Source organism: Brevundimonas sp. RM1, assembly GCF_052907225.1.
The window spans coordinates 1-1,918 of the sequence record NZ_JBRERY010000062.1 but is presented as its reverse complement, the minus strand read 5'-3'; the positions used below and the strand labels follow the sequence as shown (position 1 = coordinate 1,918).

At 24.3% G+C, this 1,918-nt stretch carries 2 protein-coding genes; both read left to right on the top strand.

The features are described from left to right. Positions 1-399, top strand: a 399-nt coding sequence (locus tag ACU5AP_RS16205; protein WP_000341232.1) for a GNAT family N-acetyltransferase, incomplete at its 5' end; no start/stop codon positions are given. Further along, positions 400-1,839, top strand: a complete 1,440-nt coding sequence (locus tag ACU5AP_RS16200; protein ID WP_001028144.1) for a bifunctional aminoglycoside N-acetyltransferase AAC(6')-Ie/aminoglycoside O-phosphotransferase APH(2'')-Ia — start codon at positions 400-402, stop codon at positions 1,837-1,839. Positions 1,840-1,918 lie beyond the last annotated feature (79 nt).

Sequence of the window (1,918 nt, the reverse complement as noted above, 5' to 3'; positions counted from 1 at the left end):
GAGTTTATGGAAGAAGTTTTAATTGATGATAATATGGTTTTTGATATTGATAATTTAAAAGGATTTCTTAATGATACCAGTTCATTTGGGTTTATAGCTAAAGAAAATAATAAAATTATAGGATTTGCATATTGCTATACACTTTTAAGACCTGATGGAAAAACAATGTTTTATTTACACTCAATAGGAATGTTACCTAACTATCAAGACAAAGGTTATGGTTCAAAATTATTATCTTTTATTAAGGAATATTCTAAAGAGATTGGTTGTTCTGAAATGTTTTTAATAACTGATAAAGGTAATCCTAGAGCTTGCCATGTATATGAAAAATTAGGTGGTAAAAATGATTATAAAGATGAAATAGTATATGTATATGATTATGAAAAAGGTGATAAATAAATGAATATAGTTGAAAATGAAATATGTATAAGAACTTTAATAGATGATGATTTTCCTTTGATGTTAAAATGGTTAACTGATGAAAGAGTATTAGAATTTTATGGTGGTAGAGATAAAAAATATACATTAGAATCATTAAAAAAACATTATACAGAGCCTTGGGAAGATGAAGTTTTTAGAGTAATTATTGAATATAACAATGTTCCTATTGGATATGGACAAATATATAAAATGTATGATGAGTTATATACTGATTATCATTATCCAAAAACTGATGAGATAGTCTATGGTATGGATCAATTTATAGGAGAGCCAAATTATTGGAGTAAAGGAATTGGTACAAGATATATTAAATTGATTTTTGAATTTTTGAAAAAAGAAAGAAATGCTAATGCAGTTATTTTAGACCCTCATAAAAATAATCCAAGAGCAATAAGGGCATACCAAAAATCTGGTTTTAGAATTATTGAAGATTTGCCAGAACATGAATTACACGAGGGCAAAAAAGAAGATTGTTATTTAATGGAATATAGATATGATGATAATGCCACAAATGTTAAGGCAATGAAATATTTAATTGAGCATTACTTTGATAATTTCAAAGTAGATAGTATTGAAATAATCGGTAGTGGTTATGATAGTGTGGCATATTTAGTTAATAATGAATACATTTTTAAAACAAAATTTAGTACTAATAAGAAAAAAGGTTATGCAAAAGAAAAAGCAATATATAATTTTTTAAATACAAATTTAGAAACTAATGTAAAAATTCCTAATATTGAATATTCGTATATTAGTGATGAATTATCTATACTAGGTTATAAAGAAATTAAAGGAACTTTTTTAACACCAGAAATTTATTCTACTATGTCAGAAGAAGAACAAAATTTGTTAAAACGAGATATTGCCAGTTTTTTAAGACAAATGCACGGTTTAGATTATACAGATATTAGTGAATGTACTATTGATAATAAACAAAATGTATTAGAAGAGTATATATTGTTGCGTGAAACTATTTATAATGATTTAACTGATATAGAAAAAGATTATATAGAAAGTTTTATGGAAAGACTAAATGCAACAACAGTTTTTGAGGGTAAAAAGTGTTTATGCCATAATGATTTTAGTTGTAATCATCTATTGTTAGATGGCAATAATAGATTAACTGGAATAATTGATTTTGGAGATTCTGGAATTATAGATGAATATTGTGATTTTATATACTTACTTGAAGATAGTGAAGAAGAAATAGGAACAAATTTTGGAGAAGATATATTAAGAATGTATGGAAATATAGATATTGAGAAAGCAAAAGAATATCAAGATATAGTTGAAGAATATTATCCTATTGAAACTATTGTTTATGGAATTAAAAATATTAAACAGGAATTTATCGAAAATGGTAGAAAAGAAATTTATAAAAGGACTTATAAAGATTGATTATATAATATATGAAAAGCTATTATAAAAGACATTAGTATTAAATAGTTTAAAAAAATGAAAAATAATAAAGGAAGTG

Bases quoted from the DNA above. Each gene is read 5' to 3' on its own strand.
- ACU5AP_RS16200 (WP_001028144.1), top strand. From the start codon at position 400: ATGAATATAGTTGAAAATGAAATATGTATAAGAACTTTAATAGATGAT.